This is a genomic window from Brevundimonas sediminis, from assembly GCF_048799765.1.
GTDB lineage: Bacteria > Pseudomonadota > Alphaproteobacteria > Caulobacterales > Caulobacteraceae > Brevundimonas.
This window is the reverse complement of the sequence record NZ_JBLYQK010000009.1, coordinates 1-20,130: the sequence shown is the minus strand read 5'-3', so window position 1 is coordinate 20,130 and position 20,130 is coordinate 1. Positions and strand designations below refer to the sequence as shown.

Sequence of the window (20,130 nt, the reverse complement as noted above, 5' to 3'; positions counted from 1 at the left end):
GTTCAGACTCCGGGGGCAGAGGTCAACGGGGTGAGGGCGTGGTCCGAGGCCGGGACCGGAACGGAAGGCGCCACAGGCTCGGGAGCAGGCTCAGGGCGGCGCGGCGGGGCCAGACGTCCGTCCCACAGCCGCTCGCCAGCGAGAGGAATGACGAGGGGTTCGCGCGCCGCCAGCGCCTCCACCCGCGCCAGCCGCCGCGCCCGACGCCAGGTCCAGCCCCGCCAGGCCCGATTGTCGCGATCGACGCGGTCCATCACGTCTCGACGGACGGCGGCCGCCCGATCCTTCAGCTCCGGATCATCCGTCGCCTGTTCCAGCTCCACCAGCGACACCAGCGCGGGTTCGCCGATGGCGTTCAGATAGCCGAGGTCCAGCACCGCGCCCGTGCCGTCCACTTCCCGCGCATGGCGCACATTCCAGGCGGCGGCGATCGCGCCGGTGTCGATCACGCTCAGCCCCGTCAGGACGACAAGCGCCACCCTGGCGTTGGCGTCGATCAGCCAGTGCCCGTCCCTGCCCTTCAGCATCCGCCAGCAGATCAGCAGCAGGCCGATGCCGACCATGACCATCCAGACCATGGCCACGATGCGGAAGCGGGTCAGGGCGTACCCGTCGATGTAGTCGGCCGTCCGCAGCAGGGATGAGGCGACCAGCACCATGTTCTGCGCCACCCAAAGCACGACCAGCCGACGCACCGGCGGCCGTTGCGCGGTCTCCGATCCCGGACGCAGGGCGACCAGCACGAACAGCCCGGCCAGCAGGGCCGTCCCGATCAGGGGATAGGCGCCCCGGTGGGCGTAGTCGGCCAGGGTGGTGTCTCCCGGCAGGGGCGCGCCGCTCCACAGGAAGGCGATGTCCAGCCCGTTCTGAAGCGCGAACAGGGCGTTGAAGACGATCAGCGACAGGGTCACCGAGGCGGTGCTGACGCCCGGAAGCGCCCTCTGCCCCAGCGACGGCAGGGCCAGAAGCTTGCGCCGCCAGCGCGGCCGCAGCGTCGTCCACGCCATCACGCCCACGATGACGCAGCCGATGAGGCGCAACACGGTCGCCCCCGACGGCGCCGGCAGGCTGGCCGCGTCCAGCGCATCGGCGATCAGCGGGTTGGCGCGCGCGAACAGCAGCAGGAAGACCAGCCCGCCGATCAGCGGCAAGGCCGCCACCTTCAGAAGGGCGACGGGGGACATCCTTGAAGGGCCGCGCCGCCGCAGCCGCGCCAGCCGCACCATGTCGAGGATCGGTCCGACCAGCGACACCACCCCGTGCAGAAGCAGACGCTGGAACCAGCGCCACACCGGCTCGCCGCTCTTCACCCGGCCTGAAAGCGCAGCCAAGGTGAGCATCAGGCCGAAGAGCATCCACGGCAGAAGTCCCGGCCGCTCGACCATCAGTCCCGCCAAGCTCGCCGCCGCCAGCAGGGCCAGCAGGGCTCGCCGGTCGCGGACCAGCCCCCGCCGCACCAGAACCAGTCCGGCGATCCAGGCCGCCGCGAACCCGCCGAGAACCGCACCCCACGGCACACTCTGGAACAAAAGCACATTGGCCAGAATGGCCAGCAGCAGCGCGACGGCGCCCTTCAGCCAGAAGGACGAACGCGAAAATGGATGATTGCCGAACATGGGCCTCCCCTTCGATGAGGAGCCCTTGTCTCGCCTCGAGGTTCAGGCCTTCGGGACCCCCGGAGGAGTGTCGGCAGAGACGATGTGCAGAAGCGGTGCAGACGGCGTCGCCGCGTGCGGGAGACGGGCCTGGTCACGCGCCGGATGGCGACCCCGGGAGGACTCCAACCTCCGACCTCGGCTTTAGGAAAGCCTTGCTCTATGCAGCTGAGCTACGGGGCCACGGGGGCCTGACCTAGCGGGTCGGACGCGCCGGGGGAAGCGGCCGCGTCCAGGAAATTCCCGTCAGCGTCGCCAGACCCGACAGGACGTCGCCGCGACGCCACTTTCCGGTTGTGGTTAATCGGCCTTAAGATACAATATCTTGTAGGGAACAAAGCCCGAATCAGGCCGAGTCGCCGATTCGGTCCCGATTCGTTTCGCGCCTGTTCCGCCCCCGCGCAGCGTCGCGTTTACTCCGGTCACGACCGCGAGACCCCGCTTGAGGAACCGCGCCGGAAAGGCCACCTTTCATCCGATATGAGTGACCGCGGAACAGGCCGGGCCCCGTCGCGCGTGACAGCGATCCTGGGGCCCACGAACACCGGCAAGACCCACCTGGCGGTCGAGCGGATGCTGGGTCACGCCTCGGGCATGATCGGCCTGCCGCTGCGCCTTCTGGCGCGCGAGATCTACGACCGCATCGTCAAACAGCGGGGCGCCGCCCGGGTCGCCCTGATCACGGGCGAGGAGAAGATCGTCCCCGAGCGGCCGCACTATTTCGTCTGCACGGTGGAAGCCATGCCGCTGGAGCGGACGGTCGAGTTCCTGGCCGTGGACGAAATCCAGCTGGTCGCCGATCCCGAGCGCGGCCACGTCTTCACCCAGCGCCTGCTGCACGCCCGCGGCCGCGAGGAGACCATGTTCCTCGGCGCGGGCACCATGGGACCGCTGATCCGCGCCCTCGTGCCGGACGTGGACATCGTGTCGCGCGACCGTCTGTCGGTCCTGTCCTACGCGGGCTCGAAGAAGCTGACCCGCCTGCCCCGCCGCAGCGCCGTCGTCGCCTTCTCGACCGACCAGGTCTACGCCATCGCCGAGCTGATCCGGCGTCAGCGCGGCGGCGCGGCCGTGGTCATGGGCAGCCTGTCGCCCCGCACCCGCAACGCCCAGGTCGAGCTGTTCCAGTCCGGCGAGGTGGACTTCCTTGTCGCCACGGACGCCATCGGCATGGGGCTGAACATGGACGTCGACCATGTGGCCTTCGCGGGGCTGAGGAAGTTCGACGGCCGTCGGACCCGCTGGCTGCACGCCACGGAGATCGGCCAGATCGCCGGCCGCGCCGGGCGGCACCTGCGCGACGGCACCTTCGGCGTCACGGGCGAGGCGCTGGAGCTGGACCCCGATCTGGTCGAGCAGGTGGTTGAGCATCGCTTCGATCCGGTCGATAGCGCCGAGTGGCGAAACGCCCGGCTGGATTTCAACACCCTGAACGACCTGCTCCGGTCGCTGGTCGAGACGCCGGGCGTGAGGGGCCTCAACCTCACTTCGCCCGCCCTGGACGAGACCCTGCTGCGCCGCCTGATCAAGGACGAGGAGGTGGCCCGGATCGGCCGCTCCCGCGGCGCCATCATGCGGCTGTGGGAGGCGTGCCAGCTTCCGGACTTCCAGAAGACCACGCTCGACGAGCACGGGCGGCTGGCCAAGGACATCTTCCAGGCGTTGACGGGAAAGCGCGGTCGCCTGACCGAGGACTGGATCGCGCCGCGCTTCGCAGAACTGGACCGTGACGACGGCCAGATCGACCAGCTTTCGGCGCGGCTGTCGGGCGTGCGGACGCTCAGCTACATCGCCAATCGCCCTGACTGGCTCGATCAGGCCCAGGGCTGGCGCGACCGGACCAAGGTGCTGGAGGAACGGCTCTCCGACGTCCTCCACGAACGACTGACCGCCCGCTTCGTCGACCGGCGCACCACCGCCCTGATGCAGGCCCTGAACGTCCGCGGCGACGCCGTCGCCCAGGTCGAGGACGAGACCGGCGAGGTCATCGTGGAAGGCCATGCCGTCGGCCATCTGAGCGGCATCGAATTCCGCATCGACAAGGGCTCCACCGCGCTTGAGGACCGCGCCCTGCGCCACGCCGCCCGTCAGGCGGTGACGCCCGAGATCGCGAAACGGCTGGGTCGTCTGGCGGCGGAACCGGACGAAGCCTTCTCCATCACCCCGGACGGCGCCGTGCTGTGGCGCGGGGCGCAGGCCGGTGTCATCGTCGGCGGCGAGCCTTTCGCGCCCAGGGTCCGACTGCTGGGGGACCTCGGCGCCGTCGCCGCGCGCGAGCGGGCGACCAAACGGCTGGAGGCCTGGCTGGCGGGCGAGTCCGGTCGCGCCCTGCGACCGTTGCGCCGCCTCAGGACCGTGGTCGAGAACGGGACGCTGAAGGGCCTGCCGCGCGGCCTCGCCTTCCGCCTGCTGGAAGCGGGCGGGATCATCGACCGGCGGGAGGTCGAACGCGATTTGGCCGCCCTGAGCCAGGCCGAACGGCGGACCCTGAAGGAGTTCGGCATCCGCGTCGGCGCGCATTCCGTCTGGCTGCCCGGCGTGCTGAAGGCACGCGCCCGGATCACCGCGCAGGCCTTCATGACGCGGGAAACCTTCCGGCCAAAGACGATCGGTCTCAGCATCCTGCCTGAACCGCCGCCCCCGCCGCGCCTGCTCTCCGCATTCGGCCTGCGCGCGGTCGGCCGCTTCGCCGCCCCGGTCGAGCTGCTGGAAGCGCTGGCCGAACGCCGCGCGAGGGGGGACGGCAAGCTCTCGGACAGGGACCTGCGAGACCTGGGCATCACCGCCGACGAGGCCCGGGCCCTGTTCGCCGGTCTGAAGACCGTGCGCGCCCAGCAGCCGGACCGGCCGGGCAAAACGCCGAGGCCGGTCAAGGATTCGCCTTTCGCGGCCCTCGCGGCCCTGACCGCGCCGTCACCCGCCGCGAAGTCGGAGCCGGCGCGCCGCAAGCGACCCCGGCGCAAGGCGGCCCCGCGTTGAACGACGCGGCCTGTCGTATCGATGTCTGGCTGTGGCGCGCGCGGTTCGCGAAGACGCGGACGCTGGCGGCGACAATGGTGGAGAAGGGGGCGGTCCGCCTGACCCATCAGGGTCGGCAGGTTCGCCTCGACAAGGCCAGCCGCTCGGTCCACCCCGGCGACCGTCTGGTCTTCGCCCTCGGCGGGCGGCTGTTCGATCTCGAGGTTCTGGCCCTCGGCGAGCGGCGCGGACCTCCCGAAGAGGCCCGCGCCCTGTACGCGATCAGCGCTGAAGGATGAACTCGCCCTCGATGTGCAGTTCGACTTCGTCGCTCAGCCCCATCGGAATGCCGTAGGTGATGCCGAAGTCCGACCGCTTGATGGTCGCCTCACCGTCGAAACCGGCCTTGTAGGTGTCGCCCATCGACGGGCCGGCCTGATTGAAGTCGACCTCGATGGTCACCGGGCGGGTCACGCCGCGCAGGGTCAGGTCGCCGACCACCGTGGCCTCATTGGCGTCATCGGCATGAACCGTGACCGAGCGCGAGACGAAGGTCGCCGTCGGATGGTTGGCGGTGTCGAAGAAGTCGGCGGTCTGCAGGTGGCCGTTCAGGCCCTGGCTGCCGGTCATCACATCCGTCAGCGGAATGGTCGCCGTCAGGGTCGAGGCCGACGGGTTCGACGGATTCAGGCTCAGTTCGGCCTGCACGTTCACAAACTGGCCGGTGTAGGTCGAGAAGCCCAGGTGGCTGACCGACCAGGTGATCTTGCCGTGATCGGAATCCAGCTTGTAGGCGCCGGCGGTGACCTGAGCCGGCACGCGCGTGAGCGCCGTCTGGGCGACGACGGCTCCGCCGGTCAGCAAGGCGAGCGAGGCGACGCCGGCCGCGGCGTAACGGAGGAGAGGACGCATGGGGAGGCTCCAGAAACTGTAAGAGTGATAGATACCAAATAGAGCATCACGGGGCCGCCGCAACCCCCTCATTGCCGCTGTCGGTTGACAGTTCGCCGCGTGAGGGTCATCTGCGCGTCCCGCGCCCCTCACCGAACGCTTGCTCCCGCCCCATGACCTACATCGTCACCGACGCCTGCGTCCGCTGCAAATTCATGGACTGCGTCGAAGTGTGTCCGGTCGACTGCTTCTACGAGGGCGAAAACTTCCTGGTGATCGCGCCGGACGAATGCATCGACTGCGGCGTCTGCGAGCCTGAATGCCCCGTCGACGCCATCGTCCCGGACACAGAAGACGAACCGGACGGCAAATGGCTTCAGGTCAACGCCGAATACGCCAAGGTCTGGCCGAACATCACGGTCAAGGGCACGCCGCCGGAAGACCGCGAGCAGTTCGAGCGCGAGACCGGCAAGTTCGAGAAATATTTCTCAACCAAGCCCGGCACGGGATCCTGATTTCACTCAGGATGGCCTGACGATCGTTTCACCGCCCCCCTGTCGCGATCCGGCGAGGATTTCCACCCTTCCGGGCGCCGACGCTGTGGACGTTTTGAAATTCCGCAGATTTGTGATAGGTTACTGTCATTGGGTCGGGCGGTCCGCGAAAACCTCGCGCCGCCCGCGTTTGCGACAGAACCTCGTCCACGAAGGCGGGGTCGGCCAGAGGTTGGGTGATCCGTTTCCGCATTTGACGACCAGAACCACATCACCGACGGGGCAGGTTTCCGGCGGCTGTTCTTCTGTTGTCCTTGCGCCTTCGCCTCTCCCCTCCCGCTGAGCCGGGAAAGGAAGTGACATGACGAGCAAGACTGGTCTGGAATTCAAGGTTGGCGATGCGGTCGTCTATCCGGCGCACGGCGTCGGCAAGGTGGCGGCGATCGAGACCCAGGAAGTCGCGGGCATGTCGCTGGAGGTCTATGTCGTGACCTTCGACCACGAGAAGATGACGCTGCGCGTCCCGACCAAGAAGGCCAAGACCGCCGGCCTGCGCTCGCTGGCCGCCGATGACGTCGTCACCAAGGCGCTGACCACCCTGAAGGGCCGCGCCCGGGTGAAGCGCACCATGTGGTCGCGCCGCGCCCAGGAGTACGAAGCCAAGATCAACTCGGGCGACCTGATCTCGATCGCCGAAGTGGTCCGTGACCTGCACCGCGCCGACAGCCAGCCGGAACAGTCCTACTCGGAGCGTCAGCTGTACGAGTCGGCCCTGGATCGCATGGCCCGCGAAGTCGCCGCCGCCAACAAGATCGACAAGGACGCCGCCGTCGAGCTGCTGGGCAAGTCGCTCAGCGCCAAGAAGGCCATCGCCCCGGCCGCCGAGGCCGAAGCCGCCTGATCAGTCGCGCATCGCTGAAAGCGGGAGGCCCGGGAGCGATCCCGGGCCTTTTGTTTTGCGCGGCGCCCGCGCCTGCCCTACCTCTGCCGTCTCTCTCCCCTCACGTTGTGACGCTCCCATGCCCTCCGGACTTATTGCCCTGCTCGACGACGTGGCGGGGATCGCCAAGATGGCGGCGGCGTCGATCGACGATGTCGGAGCGGCCGCGGGCAAGGCCGGGGCCAAGGCGGCGGGGGTGGTGGTCGACGATGCGGCGGTGACGCCGAAATACGTCACCGGACTGGAGCCCAGTCGCGAACTGCCGATCATCGGCAAGATCGCCGTCGGCTCCATACGCAACAAGCTGCTCATCATCCTGCCGGCGGCGCTTCTGCTCACAGCCTTCGCGCCCTGGGCCCTGACGCCGATCCTGATGCTCGGCGGGACCTACCTCTGCTTCGAGGGGGCCGAAAAGCTGATGGAGATGTTCGGCGGCCACGGCCATCACGAGACGGACGCCCCCGCCACCGACGACCCCGCCCATCTGGAGAAGAAAACCGTTTCCGGCGCTGTACGCACCGACCTGATCCTGTCGGCCGAGATCATGGTCATCGCCCTGAACGACGTGGTCGATCAGACGCTGTGGACCAAGGCCGGGGTGCTGGTCGTGGTCGGCCTGGCCATGACGGTGATCGTCTACGGGGCGGTCGGGCTGATCGTGAAGATGGACGACATCGGCCTGCACATGGCCCGCAAGCCCTCACGCTTCAGCCAGACCGTCGGCCGCGGGCTGGTGAAGGGCATGCCGGTGGTCATGGACGCCCTGTCCGTCATCGGCACCTTCGCCATGCTGTGGGTCGGCGGCGGCATCCTGATGCACGGAACGCACGAGCTGGGTCTGCACTGGCCGGCGGAGCCCGTGGAGCATCTGGCCCACGCCGCCGCCCACGCGACCGGCCCGCTGGGCGGTCTGGTCGGCTGGCTGACCACCGCCCTGGCCTCGGCGGTGATCGGCGTGGTCGTCGGCGGCGTCATCGCCTTCGCCCTGCACCAGCTTGCCCGGCTCAAGCCCGGCGCGAAGGCGCACTGAGAAAGACACGCGAAAGTTATCGGTTAACGCTATTTAAGATTGTACATCCACGCCCGGATGCGCGCCTGATGCGAGCCTTCACCACTGGAGGGTTCGAGATGAAGCTGATCAAGTCTCTTGCGTTCGTGGCGGCCGTGGCCGTCGCCGGTGTGGCCGGGGCCGCGTCCGCGGTTCCGCCCGGCCTGCTCTACGAAAAATACTATTATACTGACGCGACTTACACGACGGTGGTCGGTCATCAGCTGGACCGCTGCGTCAACGGCAACGTGGGCTCCGGCACCCTGCACGGCTCGAAGTCCGACTATGTCGTCGCGACGGCGGTCGGCGAATGCCCCGGCGGCTACTGGTAAGCCTGCAAGGTCTCCCGCCGCCCGGGGGCGGCGGGAGACGATCCGGGATCAGAAATATTCGGCGTTGGCCGGGCAGGTCGCACTGATGCGGCGCGCCGTGATCGAGGCGGGCAGATAGGGCGTGCCGCGCGCCAGCTGGGCCCCGCCGCGGAAGCTGAAGCTCTGCTGGGTGTAGGTGCCGTTCAGACGCACGTTCACCCGGCGGTTCTTGTGATCCACGCAGGTGCCCTCGAAACGGGCGTTGCCGGCGCCGACCTGACGCACGGGATAGGTGCAGGTCCACCGGCGGGTCGACAGCCCGCCGAAGAACCGGTTGATCTCGCTGGGCCGCACGCATTTCTGCTCGGTGTCGCGCACGCCCACGGCGCTGGTCGTATACTCCCAGTAGCCGGGCAGGACGGTGTCCCCGTTCTGCTGGACGGTCATGGCCGCCTGCGGCGTCGCGGGCGCGGCCAGGAACAGGGCGCCGACGATCGCGGGAACGGCGACAGCGGCGGTTCGGGTCAGTGCGGTCTTCATCCTTGCCCCTCGGGCGATTGGTTCAGTCATGGTTAGACGGGATATATGGCGGGAATTGAACGGGGCCTGAACGGTTCCCGGGCTGCAGACGCCTTGACGCCCCGCGGACTCTTCCTCTATACGCCCCACCTCTCGCGCTGGACGGTGTCTCGCGCGCACCTGTTTCATTGCGTTCGCGCCCGTCGCGGACCGCTCCGAAGGATAGTCAGATGTCGCGTCGTTGCGAACTCACCGGTATCGGCCCCATGGTCGGCAACAGCGTGAGCCACTCGAACATCAAGACCAAGCGCCGCTTCCTGCCGTCGCTGAAGGCCGTCAAGGTGACCTCGGACGCCCTGGGTCAAACCTTCTCGCTGCGGATCTCGAACGCCGCCCTGCGCACCCTCGACTACAAGGGCGGCCTGGACGCCTTCATCGTCAAGGCCCGCGACGAGCAGCTGTCGGTCGCCGCCCAGCGCATCAAGCGCCAGGTCAAGGCCAAGCTGGCCGAGCAAGCCGCCGCCTAAGCCGCGCTGCTGTACGCGTTCTGAAGGGGCCGGTGGAAACACCGGCCCTTTTGCTTTGCGCGGAATACGGCGCATCCTGCCGCCCATGACGCGCGACGAGATGTTCGCCTACGCCCTGAGCCGCCCCGGCGCGGAAGATTCGACCCTGCACGGCGGGCGCTGCATCCGGATGCGCGGCCACTGGATCGTCAACGACAACGCCGATCCGACCACGCTCGCCCTGGCGCTGGATCGGGAGACGGTGGATTTCCTGATGGCGACCGAGCCCCGGACCTATTTCCAGACCCCGCATTTCGAGGGCTGGCCCGCCGTTCTGGTCCGCTACGAGGCGGCCGACGACGGCAGGCTGCGCGAGCAGATCGACAAGGCCTGGGCCCGGCGCGCCACGAAGGCCCAGCGAAAGGCGCACGGCTTCGCGTCCTGACGGTTGCGTGAACCGCCCCTCCCCGCCAGTCTGCGCCCCTGTTCCGGGGAGCTGTCTCATGTCCAAGTCCATCCGCCGCGCCGCCCTTCTGGGCGCCTCGCTCATGGCCCTGACGGCCGCGCCGGCCCTGGCCCAGGACGCCCCGGCCGCCGAGCCGAAGCCCACCCGCGAATCAACCGACTTCACCCTCGCCACCGACCAGCCGCGCACGCCCGAGCAGGAAGCCGTCCGCTTCGACAAGGCCGACCTGACGCTGAAGGTCATCCCCGACGACAGGACCATCGAGGGCGTCGCCGTCCTCGACTTCACCGCCACCGGAACGCTCAGCGTCCTGCCGGTCGAACTGGACACCTTGCTGACCATCTCGTCGGTGCAGGTCGACGGGCGGGAGCTGGCGCAGGGCGAGGGCGGCTGGCGCAATCCGGAGGGGCGTCTCTGGATCGACCTCGGCCGCGACCTGACGCCGGGCGACACCGTCCGGATCCGCATCGCCTACGCCGGCGCCCCGCGCGTCGCGCCCCGCGCGCCCTGGGACGGCGGCTTCGTCTGGTCCGCCACCGTCGACGGCCAGCCGTGGATCGCCACCGCCATCCAGGGCGAAGGCTGCGACCTCTTCTGGCCCTGTATCGATAGCCCCCTGGCCGAGCCGGGCCGGGTCGATCTGCACATCACCATCCCGTCCGACCTGGCCGCCCCGTCGAACGGCCGCTTCATGGGGACCGAGGATCACGGCGACGGCTGGACCACCTGGAACTGGTCGGCGGCCAATCCCAACACCTACGCCATCGCCCTGAACATCGGACCCTACGACGAGGTCAGCGCCGACTACCGCAGCCGTTTCGGCAACACGATCAGGCTGTCCTACTGGTATCTGCGCACCGACGACGCGGCCAATGTCAGCGCCCTGTTCGCCGAGTTCGCGCCCATGCTGGACTTCTACGAAGCCACCGTCGGCCCCTTCCCCTTCGGCGACGAGAAGATGGGCGTCGTTGAGACCCCGCACCTTGGCATGGAGCACCAGACCATCAACGCCTACGGCAACGGCTACCGGCTGGACGGCAAGGGCTACGACTGGCTGCTGCACCACGAACTGGCGCACGAGTGGTTCGGCAACCAGATGACCAACCGCAACGCCGACGACATGTGGCTGCACGAGGGTCTGGGCAGCTATATGCAGCCCCTCTACCTGCGCTGGCTGCATGGCGACCGCTACTTCCAGGCCGAACTGCTCGACCAGCGTAACGGCCTGATCAACCGCTTCCCGGTCGTCTCGGGCACGCTCAAGTCAGAGGACGAGGTCTACAAGGGCGACGTCGGTCCGGGGCTCGACATCTACAACAAGGGGTCGCTGATCGCGCATTCGCTGCGGATGCTGGTCGGTGACGAGGCCTTCTTCCGGTCGGTCACCCGGCTCGTCTATGGCCGCCCGGACCCGCGCCCCGGCAATTTCACCACGCGCTACGCCACGACCAACGAGTTCCTGGCCATCGTCAATGAGGAGACCGGTCAGGATCTGGGCTGGTTCTTCCGCGGCTATCTCTACAACGCCGCCCTGCCCGATCTGCGCCAGACCCGCGACGGCGACACCCTGCGGCTGGAGTGGGTGACCGGCGACGGCGAAACCTTCCCCATGCCGGTCGAGGTCGAGATCGATGGCCGCCTCGTCACCGTATCGATGACCGGCGGCCGGGGCGAGGTCACGGCCCCCGCCGGCGCCCACGTCCTGATCGACCCGCAGAGCAAGGTCCTGCGCAAACTGGACTTCATCGAGGTGTGGAAGGGGCGCGAACCCCGCTAGTCGACCGCCACGGCGCTGACCGACTGCCGCACAAAGCGACACGTCCCCTGGGTGGTCAGGAAGGCGATGTCGGCGGCGTCGCGGCCGCAGGCGATCCGCACCAGCCCTTCGACCGGCGCCAGCCCTGTCGGGTCCACCAGCCACCAGCCGTCCGACAGCCAGATTTCGAAGATGGCGTGGAAGTCCGGCGGTGTCAGATCGAAGGCGTAGGCGCTGACGGCCCGCGCCGGAATGCCCGACGCCCGGCACAGGGTGATGCCCAGATGGGTGAAGTCGCGGCACACCCCGGCCCGGTCGATGAAGGTCCGCGCGGCCGTCGTCTCGCTGTCCGAGGACCCGGGCTCATAGTCGATATTGGCCTTGATCCAGTCGAGGATGGCCAGCACCCGCTCGCCCCCGACCGTACCGCCGAAGGTCCGCTCCACGAACCGCCCGAACTGGTCCGACGGGCAGTAGCGGCTGGGGTTCAGATAGGTCAGCACCTCGGCCGGCAGGTCATTCCAGTCATGCTGCACCGTCACCGGCGGCAGCCCCTTCAGCAGGCCGTTGTCGACCACCGCCTCATAGGTAAGGGCCACCTCGCCCGACAGATGCGCCCGCAGCGTCCGCGCCCCGAACTCGGCGTCCTCGTTCTCGATGAACTCCACCGGCGGCGTGGTCTCCAGCCGCTCCTCGAGGATGTTCTGCCCCGGCCAGTGCGCGACCTGCAGCTGATAGATGGCGTCCGTCGGAGGATCGAAACGATAGACGAGTTCGGCGCGGACGCGGATTTTCATGGCGGCTCGAATGGGGCGACAGAGGCCCGCCGTCAACGTGGGGATTCGAGCGGTGTTCCGTGGGGGATCGCGAAGCGTCGTTCGGTCGCTTGCTTAACTGCGTGGTGGTCAGATCACCGATAGTCACCACCTACCGAAGAGTGCATGCTAAACCGAATTCGCGTGAAGGAGGGCCGAGTGCGAACGGTAGCGGGTTTGATCTGCATTGTTTTACTTGCGGGCTGTGAAGCTCGGTCGGAAACGAGCGCAACGCCACCTACACCCGCACCACTGCCGAAGTTCTCCTTCCGCGGAATGGTCAGTGGGGAAACCACACTGGTCCAAGCGAGAGATGATCTCAAAATTGTCGAGCAATGCCGCCCAAGCTCCGATGAGATAGCTGTGTATTGCGATCTTGTGGGCTTCTCGCTCGCAGACAGGCCGGTGCTCGACGAGTTTGTGAGCTTCAAGGACGCCAAGTTCAGCGGCATGATCCTGGAGACCAGTGCCGAGGACTTTGACCACCACATTCAAGCGCTGAAGCAGGCCTACGGCTTGCCCTGTCAGGTTGATAGTGAGCCTCTGCAGAACGCGTTTGGGGCGCAGTTCTCCGGCGACGTGGCAACTTGGTGCTTTGACCAAGGCCAACTGACATTCTCGCGCCACATGCGGGACAATGTGCAAAACTCTGAACTGGTGTTCCAGCCGACGCTGCCGCCATCCCCAGCGAAGCCCTACAGCGCCGAGAGCCTCTGATTTAGCCCCTACGGCTCCAGCTCGATGTCCCAGTAGAGATAATCGAGCCAGCTCTGGTGCAGGTAGTGCGGCGGGAACCGCCGCCCGTGTTCCTGCAACTGCCAGGCGCTGGGGCGGTGGGGCGCGCGGCGGATCATCATCTGGGCCTGCTGGGGCGTGCGCCCGCCCTTGCGCAGGTTGCAGGGGCCGCAGGCGGCGACGATGTTCTCCCACGTCGTGCGCCCGCCGCGGCAGCGCGGGATCACGTGGTCGAACGTCAGCTCGGTCGAGTCCCCGCAGTACTGGCAGACGAAGCCGTCGCGCAGGAAGACGTTGAAGCGGGTGAAGGCCGGCTGCCGATCCTGATCCACATAGCTCTTCAGCGCGATCACGCTGGGCAGCTGGATTTCCATGGAGGGGCTGCGCACGACCTTGTCGTACACCGAGACCACGTCGACGCGGTCCTGGTACACCGCCTTGACCACCTCCTCCCACGGCCAGATCGACAGCGGATAGTAGGACAGGGGCCGGAAGTCGGCGTTCAATACCAGAGCGGGCCAGCCCGAGGGGGGACGACTGAGGACCTGCATCAGGTCCGCTCCGGGAGACGGAGGGTTATCGAAGCGACAGGACTGAAGACACGTCTCCTTCCCTCGTCAGGCAGGATCGACGGTAGCCCTGATTCGACAGCTTGGCGATGACCGGACGACGACGCTTTCGCGACGTTCGCGCGGGCTCAGCGGGTGACAGTGCCGGGGAAGGCGGGCAGGCTCCAGCCCCAGGCCAGCGCCCCCGCGCGCAGGCCGAAGCCCAGGGCTCCGCCCAGGAAGGCGGCAGGCCAGACCTCCAGCCCCACGACCCGCGCCACCACGAACACCGTCGCCGCCAGCAGGGCCGCCGAGACGGTGATCTCGCGCCGCAGCAGGATCGAGGGCTCGCCCGCCAGCAGGTCGCGTACCACCCCGCCGAAACAGGCTGTCAGCGCCCCCATGACGATGCAGATCAGCGGCGCGATGCCGAAGGCGCCCGCCTTGGCCGCGCCCATGACCCCGTAGGCCGCCAGACCGATCGCATCGAGCCACAGCAGGGCGCGGAACCGCCACGGCCGGGCGCCCACCATCCAAACCGCCACCGAGGCGGCCAGACAGATGGCGATGTAGCGCCAGTCCTGCACCCAGAAGACCGGCGCCCCGATCAGCAGGTCGCGCAGCGTCCCGCCGCCGACCCCCGTGATGGCGCCGAAGAAGGCGAAGGTGACCAGGTCATGCTTCTGACGGGCGGCCGCCAGCGCCCCGGTCGCCGCGAAGACGGCCACGCCTGCGAAATCAAGCGCGCCGAGAACCGTCTCGGGATTGGCGATGGCGGGGTCGACCAGGGGCGTCATGCGCTGGACCCTAGCCTCTATGCGGGCGGGTTCTCCAGCACGATCTCACCGCGCTTCACCGCCCCGTACCAGGCCCAGAGCAGATGGGCCGCCACACTGCGATGCGGGGACCACAGCTCGGCCCGAAGATTGGCCGCCTTCTCCTTCGGCCGCTCCGGCGATCCATCAGCCCAGCGTATCGCCTCCTGCAGGGCGATGTCCCCACCCGGGAACACATCGGTCCGCCCCTCGCAGAACATCAGGAACGTCTCGGCCGTCCACCGCCCGACGCCCTTGATGGCGACGAGCCGGGCCACCGCCTCCTCGTCCGACAGCCGCTCCAGATGGTCGAAGTCGATCCGCCCCTCCACATGGGCGCGCGCGATCTCGTGGCCGTAGGTCGCCTTCTGGATCGACAGGCCGAACGACCGCAACGTCTCGATCTCGGCGGCCAGCACCCGCCCGGGCGTCACCTCCCCCGCCAGCCCGTCCACCACCCGTTTCCAGATGGCGGCGGCGGACTGCACCGAGACCTGCTGCTCCACGATCATCCGGAACAGCCCCTCGAACCCGCCCGTCCGCGCGCGCCATGCGAAAGCCGGCAGGCCGGCGTGCGCCGTGGCCAGTCGCGCATCCAGCGCGACCAGCGCCTCGCGGGCGGCGGCGATCTGTTCAGGGCCGGGGACAGAAGGCATCGGGTCTCATCGACAGGGCGCGACGGCTGATCTAGGCGTGGATCATGTTCTCGAGGACCGACCTCATCCATCCGCCCCTCTCCGCGCAAGCCGGATGGGGCGATGACGTCCGGAAACCGCGAGATTTCATCCGATGATCACCCGCTTCGCCCCCTCCCCGACCGGCCGCCTGCACAAGGGCCACGCCTTCTCGGCCCTGACCGCGTGGACAGCCGCGAACACGGCCGGCGGACGGTTTCTCCTGCGCATCGAGGACATCGACCCGACCCGCTGCAAGCCGGAGTTCGACGTCGGCATTCTGGAAGACCTCGCCTGGCTGGGGCTGGACTGGGAGACCCCGGTGCGGCGCCAGTCGGAGCATCTGGCCGACTACGCCGTCGTCATCGACACCCTCGACCGGCGCGGACTGCTCTACCGCTGCTTCCGCACCCGCAAGGAAATTCTCGACGCCATCGGAGACGCCCCGCACGGCGCCGCCGAGGCCGTCCGTCCCGGGCCGCACCCGCCCGAGGAAGAAGCCGTCCTGCTGGCCGAAGGCCGGGCCTTCGCCTGGCGCCTGTCGCTGGACCGCGCGCGCGAGGCGCTGGGCGACCGGGCCTGGCAGGCCCTGGCCTTCGTCGAGGAGGGCGAGGGGCCGGACGGCGAACGCGGCCTGATCCGCGCCCGGCCCGGGACGGCCGGCGACGTCGTTGTCGCCCGCAAGGACGCCGGGACCGCCTACCACGTCGCCGTCACCCACGATGACGCGCGGCAGGGGGTGAGCCACGTCATTCGCGGACAGGACCTGTTCGAGGCGACGCACATCCAGGTCCTGCTGCAGGCCCTGATGGGCTGGCCGACGCCGGTCTATCGCCACCACCGGCTGATCACCGGCCCGGACGGCCGCCGCTACGCCAAGCGGGACGGCTCGGTGACGCTCGCCCACCTCCGGTCGCAGGGGCTGTCGCCCGCCGCGCTCCGGGCCGAACTGGGCGTCTAGCGGAACAGCCGGTCCAGATTGTCTTCCGCCGGGAAGACGATCTTCGGATCGGGCGCCTCCACCTCCGCGGTCGGACAGGCGATGCTGCGCAGGACGTGGCGGATGATGTTCAGCCGCGCCGTCTTCTTGTCGTCGGTCGCCACCACCGTCCAGCGCGCGGCCTTGCTGTCGGTCTCCTCCAGCATCCGGTTGCGGGCGCCGCTGTAGGCGTCCCAGCGCGCCTCGGCCTCGGCGTCCAGCGACGACAGCTTGAACCGCTTCAGCGGGTCCTCGCGCCGCTCGGCCAGCCGTTGCGACTGCTCCTGCCGCGAGATGTCCAGCCACAGCTTGATCAGCACGATGCCGTCGTCTGTCAGCATCCGCTCGAACCGCGGGGCGTTCCTCAGGAAGTGCGCGTGCTGGTCGGGCGTACAGAAGCCCATCACCGGCTCGACCCCGCCGCGGTTGTACCAGGAGCGGTTCAGGATCACCGTCTCCCCCGCCGCCGGCAGGTGGCCGACATAGCGCTGGAAATACCACTGGGTGGCCTCGCGCTCCGTCGGCTTCGGCAGGGCCACGACCCGCGTCTGGCGCGGCGACATATATTCCGTCAGCCGCTTGATGGCCCCGTCCTTGCCCGCGGTATCGCGGCCTTCGAACACGATCAGGGTCCGTCGCCCCTCGGCGATGGTCCAGGCCTGGGTCTCCACCATCGCGACCTGCAGCCGTTCCAGCGCGTCGTCGTAGTCGTCTTTCTTGCCCATGTGCCCACCGTGCGCCCGGTGGTCCGTCAGGGCAATGTCGCCGCGCGCGTTTCGTCGTCGGGCTGAAACCTTTCCGCGTTCTAATGTGTAATCGACCACCGTTACGGCTAAGCCTGTCGTTCTGCACAGGAGACACCGGATGAGCCCGTCCCGCCGCCGACTGCTGACCGGCCTCGCCGCCCTTCCGGTGGCGGGCGCCCTGCCCCGCGCCGCCTTCGCCACCGACCTGGCCGGCGCGGACGAGGCGCTGGACGCGGTCTTCGCCGCCGCCGCCCCGCCCGCCATGGCCGCCGGCGTCATCACCGACGGCGCGCTCGGCTGGTCCGGCGTGCGCGGCGTGCGACGCAGCGGCGAGGTAGACCTCGCCGGCCGCCACGACCGCTGGCATCTGGGCTCCAACACCAAGGCCATGACCGCCGCGGTCCTCGCCCGTCTGATCGAGCAGGGCCGCGCCCGCTGGGCCATGCCGCTGGCCGAGGCCTTCCCCGGTCTGACGATCGACAGCGGCTGGGACGGCCTGACGCTCGAGGACGTCATGCACCATCGCGCCGGCCTGCTGGACGCCCCCGTCTTGGGCCGCGACTGGCTGATCAGCGCCCGCGCCGACCCCCGCCCCCTGCCCGCCCAGCGCCGGGCCCTGGTCGAGCAGGTGCTGGCCGCCCCGCCCGCCGGTCCGCGCGGCGCCTTCAGCTACGGCAACGCCGACTACATCCTGATCGGCGCGGCCATCGAACGGATCACCGGCGGATCGTGGGAGGACGCCATGCGGACCGAGCTCTACGGCCCGCTCAACCTGACCAGCGCCGGCTTCGGCCCGCCGCCCGGACGGGACAATCCCTGGGGCCACCGCATGATCGGCGAGACCCGCACCCCCGTCCCGCCCGACAACCCCGGGGCCGACAATCCCGCGGCCCTCGGCCCGGCGGGCACGGCCCACATGAGCCTGGGCGACTACGCCCGCTTCATCAGCGCCATGATGGGCGGCGCCCCCGGCTGGCTCAGCGCCGACAGCCTGGGCCGTCTCACCACCCCGCCCGCCGGGTCTCCGCCGCCCTACGCCTGCGGCTGGGGCGTCCGCGACCAGCCGTGGGGCGGCGTCGGCGGGCCCGGCCCGGTCATCGGCCACGACGGCTCCAACACCCTGTGGCACTGCACCGTCGCCGCCGCCCCGCAGCGCCGCCGCGCCGTCATCGTCCTGACCAATGACGGCCCGTCCGGCCAGCGCGCCTGCCAGGCGGCGCTGCAGCGGCTGATCCCCCTGGCCTTCGCCCCCTAGCCGCTCCGCCCCCTTCCCCCTTCCCCCTTCCCCCTTCCCCCTTGCCCGCGCCGCCGGGGCGGTTAACCCTGTCCCGGCATGAAGCGCGACTTCGCCGATTTCTGGAACCTGCTGTGGGAGGCCGCGCTGGGCGTCTGCGCGGCCTTCGCCCTGCTCAACGCCTTCGCCCCGCATCAGGACCTGCCGTGGAAGCCGCTGGACCTGAACCATCCGATCGGTCAGGCCACCGCCGCCAAGGTCAGCGATTTCGAACTCACCCGCACCGCCGCCCCCGAGGAGGTCGTGGCCACCACCGACGCCTGCATGCGCATCCTGCGCGAGGCGGGGGTGCAGGTCGAGCGCGCCGACGACCGCGACGACGGCGGTTTCTGCTTCGTCCAGGGCGCCGTGCGCCTGACCGGCGGCGACATCACCCCCCTGGCCCCCGGCGGCCTGGTCATGCAGTGCCCCCTGGCCGTCCGCTACGTCATCTGGGACCGCCAGGTCCTCCAGCCCGCCGCACAGCAGGCCTTCGGCAGCAAGGTCGCCCGGGTGGACACCTACGGCTCCTACGCCTGCCGCCGCATCTACAACTCCGACAACCCCGACGCCCGGCCCAGCGAACACGCCCGCGCCAACGCGCTTGATGTCGCAGGCGTCACCCTGGAGGACGGCCGCGTCATCTCCGTCGCCCGCGACTGGAACGGAGACGGTCCGGAGGCCGAACCCCGCGCCGGCTTCCTGCGCACCCTGAGGAACGGGGCCTGCCGCGTCTTCTCGACCGTTCTGAGCCCGGATTACAACGACGCCCACGCCGATCACCTGCATCTGGACGGGGCCGCCCGGGGCCTCTGCCGCTAGGGAAGGTAAGCCTTCGCTTACCCTGTTCGCCTTGCGAGCGAATCTCTTTGCTGTTGACCGCCGCTGCTTTGCGGGTGAGAACTTCGCCCGCAGTCCGGATTTCGCGCGGTCTCCATCCCCGTGCAGCGCTCCTTCTACTGAACGAGCTTGTCCAGATGGGCTGACGGATTCCCCGCAGGGGCATCCGCCTGGAAAAGCGCGTTTACGGAGACGCACAATGGCGACCGGTACGGTCAAGTGGTTCAACCCGACCAAGGGTTATGGCTTCATCCAGCCTGATGGCGGCGGTCAGGACGTTTTCGTCCACATCACCGCGGTGCAAAAGGCTGGCCTCGCGGGCCTCGATGAAAACGCCAAGGTCGAATACGAGCTGGAATCCCAGCGCGGCAAGACCTCGGCCGTGGACCTGAAGATCCTCTAAGGATCGACACCCACGTCGAAACGGAAGGGCGCGGCAGCTTCGGCAGCCGCGCCTTTTCTTTTGGGCCGCGCTCAGAAGGCTCCGCCTTCTCGACCCGACGCGGCCTGGATTGCCCTTCTCCCCTTGGGGGAGAAGGTGTCGCGCGAAGCGTGACGGATGAGGGGTAAGCCAAACGCAGCCCCACCGTCAGACGACGAGCGCGCGGACACATCCCCCTCATCCGAGCGGCTCCGCCGCCCACCTTCTCCCCCGGAGGGGAGAAGGAGATCGGGTTGGCGCCTCTCATGGAAAAATCGCGAAACCCTGTCATCCCGACACTCCCGCACCCTGGCCCTCACCCCGATCCACCTCGGCCTGCGCCGCGCGGCGGCGGGCGAGGTCGGCTTTCAGTCCGGCGTAGGGCTCCGGCAGGTCGCGGTCGGCGAACAGGTCCTCGGCGAGATTGAGGGCGCGTTCGCGGATGAAGAGCTGCATCTGCTGGAAGCGGAACTCGGCGCTCGCCTCGGCCTCGGCCGGGTCCTCCTCGGTCCAGTCCAGCACGGCGTCGAGCCGGGCGATCTCGGCGGCGGCGCGGGCCAGCCGCAGGGCGTTCAGCCCCTGCCCCGCCTTGAGCGCCGACATGGCCCCGCCCAGCGCCTTGCGCGCCAGATCCTGCGGCCGGATGGTCAGGGGCGCGCGCCAGTGATCCAGCACCTCGGCCTCGCGCGCGGCCTCCGGGTCCGCCGGGGCGGCGTCCGACGAGGCCGCCACATCCGGGC

23 protein-coding genes and 1 tRNA gene are annotated in these 20,130 nt (G+C 69.0%); 14 read left to right on the top strand and 10 right to left on the bottom strand.

The window, feature by feature from the left end:
- Nucleotides 1-2 precede the first annotated feature (2 nt).
- Nucleotides 3-1,616, bottom strand: coding sequence for a DUF4153 domain-containing protein (locus ACLQ7T_RS07125; protein ID WP_420478797.1), 1,614 nt, complete (start codon nucleotides 1,614-1,616; stop codon nucleotides 3-5).
- A gap of 145 nt (nucleotides 1,617-1,761) precedes the next feature.
- Nucleotides 1,762-1,838: transfer RNA gene (locus ACLQ7T_RS07120), tRNA-Arg, on the bottom strand.
- Nucleotides 1,839-2,135: 297 nt separating this feature from the next.
- On the opposite strand from ACLQ7T_RS07120, the gene ACLQ7T_RS07115 reads away from it, so the two are divergent.
- Together ACLQ7T_RS07115 and ACLQ7T_RS07110 are read left to right on the top strand one after the other, a co-directional pair.
- Nucleotides 2,136-4,634 carry a helicase-related protein gene (locus ACLQ7T_RS07115; RefSeq protein ID WP_420478796.1) on the top strand — a complete coding sequence of 833 codons (2,499 nt, stop codon included), beginning with the start codon at nucleotides 2,136-2,138 and terminating at the stop codon, nucleotides 4,632-4,634.
- Complete coding sequence (locus ACLQ7T_RS07110; RefSeq protein ID WP_420478795.1) at nucleotides 4,631-4,912, top strand: RNA-binding S4 domain-containing protein; 282 nt, start codon at nucleotides 4,631-4,633, stop codon at nucleotides 4,910-4,912. The genes ACLQ7T_RS07115 and ACLQ7T_RS07110 overlap by 4 nt, the downstream gene beginning before the upstream one ends.
- Here ACLQ7T_RS07110 and ACLQ7T_RS07105 read toward each other — a convergent pair.
- Nucleotides 4,896-5,525, bottom strand: a complete 630-nt coding sequence (locus ACLQ7T_RS07105) for a YceI family protein (RefSeq protein ID WP_420478794.1) — start codon at nucleotides 5,523-5,525, stop codon at nucleotides 4,896-4,898. The two genes, ACLQ7T_RS07110 and ACLQ7T_RS07105, sit on opposite strands and share 17 nt — an antisense overlap.
- A gap of 152 nt (nucleotides 5,526-5,677) precedes the next feature.
- Between ACLQ7T_RS07105 and fdxA the strand changes: the two genes are divergently transcribed.
- From fdxA to ACLQ7T_RS07085, 4 genes are all read left to right on the top strand, one after another.
- Nucleotides 5,678-6,019 (top strand): ferredoxin FdxA, encoded by a 342-nt coding sequence (fdxA, locus tag ACLQ7T_RS07100; protein WP_420471445.1) that lies wholly within the window; start codon nucleotides 5,678-5,680, stop codon nucleotides 6,017-6,019.
- A gap of 340 nt (nucleotides 6,020-6,359) precedes the next feature.
- Complete coding sequence (locus tag ACLQ7T_RS07095; RefSeq protein ID WP_420471446.1) at nucleotides 6,360-6,899, top strand: CarD family transcriptional regulator; 540 nt, start codon at nucleotides 6,360-6,362, stop codon at nucleotides 6,897-6,899.
- Nucleotides 6,900-7,017: 118 nt separating this feature from the next.
- On the top strand, nucleotides 7,018-7,968 hold the full coding sequence (locus ACLQ7T_RS07090) for a DUF808 domain-containing protein (RefSeq protein WP_420478793.1): 951 nt from the start codon (nucleotides 7,018-7,020) through the stop codon (nucleotides 7,966-7,968).
- Nucleotides 7,969-8,036: 68 nt separating this feature from the next.
- Complete coding sequence (locus ACLQ7T_RS07085) at nucleotides 8,037-8,318, top strand: hypothetical protein (RefSeq protein WP_420478792.1); 282 nt, start codon at nucleotides 8,037-8,039, stop codon at nucleotides 8,316-8,318.
- Between the two features lie 48 nt (nucleotides 8,319-8,366).
- On the opposite strand, the gene ACLQ7T_RS07080 is transcribed toward ACLQ7T_RS07085, so the two are convergent.
- On the bottom strand, nucleotides 8,367-8,837 hold the full coding sequence (locus tag ACLQ7T_RS07080) for a DUF3617 domain-containing protein (RefSeq protein WP_420471448.1): 471 nt from the start codon (nucleotides 8,835-8,837) through the stop codon (nucleotides 8,367-8,369).
- 209 nt (nucleotides 8,838-9,046) lie between these two features.
- Between ACLQ7T_RS07080 and rpmB the strand changes: the two genes are divergently transcribed.
- The 3 genes from rpmB (at nucleotide 9,047) to ACLQ7T_RS07065 (ending at nucleotide 11,565) form a co-directional block, all read left to right on the top strand.
- The gene (rpmB, locus tag ACLQ7T_RS07075; protein WP_141627585.1) at nucleotides 9,047-9,343 is read left to right on the top strand and encodes a 50S ribosomal protein L28; all 297 of its coding nucleotides are present in this window, start codon (nucleotides 9,047-9,049) and stop codon (nucleotides 9,341-9,343) included.
- 85 nt (nucleotides 9,344-9,428) lie between these two features.
- Entirely contained in the window at nucleotides 9,429-9,767 is a 339-nt protein-coding gene (locus ACLQ7T_RS07070; protein WP_420478791.1) for an MmcQ/YjbR family DNA-binding protein, read from the top strand.
- A 58-nt stretch (nucleotides 9,768-9,825) separates the two neighbouring features.
- Nucleotides 9,826-11,565 (top strand): M1 family metallopeptidase, encoded by a 1,740-nt coding sequence (locus ACLQ7T_RS07065; RefSeq protein ID WP_420478790.1) that lies wholly within the window; start codon nucleotides 9,826-9,828, stop codon nucleotides 11,563-11,565.
- Here the strand turns inward: ACLQ7T_RS07065 and ACLQ7T_RS07060 are convergent.
- A complete protein-coding gene (locus tag ACLQ7T_RS07060) occupies nucleotides 11,562-12,341 on the bottom strand; it encodes a transglutaminase-like domain-containing protein (RefSeq protein ID WP_420478789.1) in 780 nt (259 codons plus the stop codon). The genes ACLQ7T_RS07065 and ACLQ7T_RS07060 overlap by 4 nt on opposite strands.
- Before the next feature lie 177 nt (nucleotides 12,342-12,518).
- Between ACLQ7T_RS07060 and ACLQ7T_RS07055 the strand changes: the two genes are divergently transcribed.
- Complete coding sequence (locus tag ACLQ7T_RS07055) at nucleotides 12,519-13,076, top strand: hypothetical protein (protein WP_420478788.1); 558 nt, start codon at nucleotides 12,519-12,521, stop codon at nucleotides 13,074-13,076.
- A gap of 8 nt (nucleotides 13,077-13,084) precedes the next feature.
- Here the strand turns inward: ACLQ7T_RS07055 and ACLQ7T_RS07050 are convergent, their stop codons facing one another.
- From ACLQ7T_RS07050 to ACLQ7T_RS07040, 3 genes are all read right to left on the bottom strand, one after another.
- Nucleotides 13,085-13,645 (bottom strand): HNH endonuclease, encoded by a 561-nt coding sequence (locus ACLQ7T_RS07050; RefSeq protein WP_420471453.1) that lies wholly within the window; start codon nucleotides 13,643-13,645, stop codon nucleotides 13,085-13,087.
- A 146-nt stretch (nucleotides 13,646-13,791) separates the two neighbouring features.
- Nucleotides 13,792-14,439, bottom strand: coding sequence for a trimeric intracellular cation channel family protein (locus ACLQ7T_RS07045; protein ID WP_420478787.1), 648 nt, complete (start codon nucleotides 14,437-14,439; stop codon nucleotides 13,792-13,794).
- Between the two features lie 17 nt (nucleotides 14,440-14,456).
- Nucleotides 14,457-15,113, bottom strand: coding sequence for a DNA-3-methyladenine glycosylase family protein (locus ACLQ7T_RS07040; protein WP_420478786.1), 657 nt, complete (start codon nucleotides 15,111-15,113; stop codon nucleotides 14,457-14,459).
- A 133-nt stretch (nucleotides 15,114-15,246) separates the two neighbouring features.
- Here ACLQ7T_RS07040 and gluQRS point away from each other — a divergent pair, with 133 nt between their 5' ends.
- The gene (gene gluQRS / locus ACLQ7T_RS07035; protein WP_420478785.1) at nucleotides 15,247-16,092 is read left to right on the top strand and encodes a tRNA glutamyl-Q(34) synthetase GluQRS; all 846 of its coding nucleotides are present in this window, start codon (nucleotides 15,247-15,249) and stop codon (nucleotides 16,090-16,092) included.
- On the opposite strand, the gene ppk2 is transcribed toward gluQRS, so the two are convergent.
- On the bottom strand, nucleotides 16,089-16,835 hold the full coding sequence (gene ppk2 / locus ACLQ7T_RS07030) for a polyphosphate kinase 2 (RefSeq protein WP_420478784.1): 747 nt from the start codon (nucleotides 16,833-16,835) through the stop codon (nucleotides 16,089-16,091). The two genes, gluQRS and ppk2, sit on opposite strands and share 4 nt — an antisense overlap.
- Nucleotides 16,836-16,974: 139 nt before the next feature.
- On the opposite strand from ppk2, the gene ACLQ7T_RS07025 reads away from it, so the two are divergent.
- From ACLQ7T_RS07025 to ACLQ7T_RS07015, 3 genes are all read left to right on the top strand, one after another.
- Nucleotides 16,975-18,111, top strand: a complete 1,137-nt coding sequence (locus tag ACLQ7T_RS07025) for a serine hydrolase domain-containing protein (RefSeq protein WP_420478783.1) — start codon at nucleotides 16,975-16,977, stop codon at nucleotides 18,109-18,111.
- Between the two features lie 78 nt (nucleotides 18,112-18,189).
- Complete coding sequence (locus ACLQ7T_RS07020) at nucleotides 18,190-18,951, top strand: extensin-like domain-containing protein (RefSeq protein WP_420478782.1); 762 nt, start codon at nucleotides 18,190-18,192, stop codon at nucleotides 18,949-18,951.
- Nucleotides 18,952-19,168: 217 nt separating this feature from the next.
- On the top strand, nucleotides 19,169-19,372 hold the full coding sequence (locus ACLQ7T_RS07015; RefSeq protein WP_420478781.1) for a cold-shock protein: 204 nt from the start codon (nucleotides 19,169-19,171) through the stop codon (nucleotides 19,370-19,372).
- 306 nt (nucleotides 19,373-19,678) lie between these two features.
- Here ACLQ7T_RS07015 and ACLQ7T_RS07010 read toward each other — a convergent pair.
- Nucleotides 19,679-20,130 (bottom strand): hypothetical protein (locus ACLQ7T_RS07010; protein ID WP_420478780.1); only part of this gene is annotated, 452 nt, incomplete at its 5' end.

Excerpts from the sequence above, each read along its gene's own strand:
- ACLQ7T_RS07025 (WP_420478783.1), top strand. The coding sequence starts at position 16,975 with ATGAGCCCGTCCCGCCGCCGACTGCTGACCGGCCTCGCCGCCCTTCCG.
- ACLQ7T_RS07060 (WP_420478789.1), bottom strand. The coding sequence starts at position 12,341 with ATGAAAATCCGCGTCCGCGCCGAACTCGTCTATCGTTTCGATCCTCCG.
- gluQRS (WP_420478785.1), top strand. The coding sequence starts at position 15,247 with ATGATCACCCGCTTCGCCCCCTCCCCGACCGGCCGCCTGCACAAGGGC.
- ACLQ7T_RS07020 (WP_420478782.1), top strand. The coding sequence starts at position 18,190 with ATGAAGCGCGACTTCGCCGATTTCTGGAACCTGCTGTGGGAGGCCGCG.
- ACLQ7T_RS07040 (WP_420478786.1), bottom strand. The coding sequence starts at position 15,113 with ATGCCTTCTGTCCCCGGCCCTGAACAGATCGCCGCCGCCCGCGAGGCG.
- ACLQ7T_RS07105 (WP_420478794.1), bottom strand. The coding sequence starts at position 5,525 with ATGCGTCCTCTCCTCCGTTACGCCGCGGCCGGCGTCGCCTCGCTCGCC.
- ACLQ7T_RS07085 (WP_420478792.1), top strand. The coding sequence starts at position 8,037 with ATGCGAGCCTTCACCACTGGAGGGTTCGAGATGAAGCTGATCAAGTCT.
- ACLQ7T_RS07045 (WP_420478787.1), bottom strand. The coding sequence starts at position 14,439 with ATGACGCCCCTGGTCGACCCCGCCATCGCCAATCCCGAGACGGTTCTC.
- ACLQ7T_RS07115 (WP_420478796.1), top strand. The coding sequence starts at position 2,136 with ATGAGTGACCGCGGAACAGGCCGGGCCCCGTCGCGCGTGACAGCGATC.
- ACLQ7T_RS07080 (WP_420471448.1), bottom strand. The coding sequence starts at position 8,837 with ATGAAGACCGCACTGACCCGAACCGCCGCTGTCGCCGTTCCCGCGATC.
- ACLQ7T_RS07050 (WP_420471453.1), bottom strand. The coding sequence starts at position 13,645 with ATGCAGGTCCTCAGTCGTCCCCCCTCGGGCTGGCCCGCTCTGGTATTG.
- ACLQ7T_RS07090 (WP_420478793.1), top strand. The coding sequence starts at position 7,018 with ATGCCCTCCGGACTTATTGCCCTGCTCGACGACGTGGCGGGGATCGCC.
- ACLQ7T_RS07065 (WP_420478790.1), top strand. The coding sequence starts at position 9,826 with ATGTCCAAGTCCATCCGCCGCGCCGCCCTTCTGGGCGCCTCGCTCATG.
- ACLQ7T_RS07070 (WP_420478791.1), top strand. The coding sequence starts at position 9,429 with ATGACGCGCGACGAGATGTTCGCCTACGCCCTGAGCCGCCCCGGCGCG.
- fdxA (WP_420471445.1), top strand. The coding sequence starts at position 5,678 with ATGACCTACATCGTCACCGACGCCTGCGTCCGCTGCAAATTCATGGAC.
- rpmB (WP_141627585.1), top strand. The coding sequence starts at position 9,047 with ATGTCGCGTCGTTGCGAACTCACCGGTATCGGCCCCATGGTCGGCAAC.
- ppk2 (WP_420478784.1), bottom strand. The coding sequence starts at position 16,835 with ATGGGCAAGAAAGACGACTACGACGACGCGCTGGAACGGCTGCAGGTC.
- ACLQ7T_RS07125 (WP_420478797.1), bottom strand. The coding sequence starts at position 1,616 with ATGTTCGGCAATCATCCATTTTCGCGTTCGTCCTTCTGGCTGAAGGGC.
- ACLQ7T_RS07015 (WP_420478781.1), top strand. The coding sequence starts at position 19,169 with ATGGCGACCGGTACGGTCAAGTGGTTCAACCCGACCAAGGGTTATGGC.
- ACLQ7T_RS07095 (WP_420471446.1), top strand. The coding sequence starts at position 6,360 with ATGACGAGCAAGACTGGTCTGGAATTCAAGGTTGGCGATGCGGTCGTC.